Source organism: Arhodomonas sp. KWT (genome assembly GCF_010993615.1).
Map to the genome: position 1 here is coordinate 1 of NZ_WNXE01000533.1, position 1,107 is coordinate 1,107.

Annotated in this window: 2 protein-coding genes; one reads left to right on the forward strand and one right to left on the reverse strand. The window is 64.7% G+C overall.

Features of this window, described 5'->3' with window-relative positions:
* Window positions 1–749: XylR N-terminal domain-containing protein (locus tag G7A99_RS20480; RefSeq protein ID WP_205599962.1), on the reverse strand; the 749-nt coding region annotated here is incomplete at its 3' end.
* 235 nt (window positions 750–984) lie between these two features.
* Here G7A99_RS20480 and G7A99_RS20485 point away from each other — a divergent pair.
* Window positions 985–1,107: phenol hydroxylase subunit (locus G7A99_RS20485; RefSeq protein ID WP_240466363.1), on the forward strand; the 123-nt coding region annotated here is incomplete at its 3' end.

The window sequence follows — 1,107 nt, forward strand, 5'->3', positions numbered from 1 at the left end:
GCGGCCTTGCGGATGATCTCGCCGGTCTCGCGGAACGCCGGCGATACCCCCACCATATCGCCGAGGTTGGTCTGCTCGTCGATGGAGTAGCGCAGGTGCTCCACCTGATCCTGCAGGGCGACCAGCTGCTCGGCGACGTTCTCCGGCTCGAAGTACTGCAGCTCCTCGGTGATCTCCTCGCCCCAGTCCTCCACCGGTTTGCCGACGATGCGGCAGTTGGTGTCGCCCTTCCCGCGGCAGTCCACCTCCCGGAAGATCACCGATTTCCCCATGATCGCCGTGGTATAGCCGGTGGCGTAGCCGAGCTGCATCCAGCAGACCGCGTCATGGTAGGGGCCGAAGGCCTCTAGGTGGACCGCGGCCTCGAAGGAGTCCTCCCAGAGGAACTCGCCGGAATAGCGCCCGCCGGCGACGTCGATGTCGAAACGGATCGGGGTGACGTGGGCGATGCCCTCCAGGGAATGCAGCTGCGGGCCGAGGTTCATGAGGTCCTCGTCGCTGGCCCGGGGGAGGAGCTCCCGGGCCATCTCGGCGTCGCGCTTGCCGGAGGCGTAGCCCATGCGGGTGAGCACCCCGCGGGTGCGGTCCAGGCCGAGGGTATCCACCAGCTCCCGGCGCAGGGCCCCCAGCGCGCCGGTGTGCAGCAGCACCATGCGCTGGCCCTCCAGGTAGATGTGCCCGGAGCGGAAGCACAGATGGAACTGGGCCGCGAGCTCCGGCAGCCGGTCGAAGGTGATCCCCGATGTCATGGCCTCTCCTCCGTGCCGTCGGCCGCGGTTGAGCAAATCATCAAGCACCGCGGCGCGGGTTCATTATATCGTTATTTTTCGTTTTATCGAGATTTTGTGTTGCACCCGCAGCAATTTGCGGCATATCAATGACATAAAAAGTTGGCACGGCTCCTGCATTATTGATGGGCGGAAGCGGGCCGCCGGCCTGCTGCCACGAGTGAACCCATCATCAGCGGCGAACGCGGACAAGGCAATGGGACAGAGGCAGACCCACGACTGCTACGTGCATGTAACCAACCGGCGCGCCGACGGGTTCGTAGAGTTCGACTTCTCCTTCGGCGACGCGGATCTCTACATCGAGATGATCCTGCCGGAG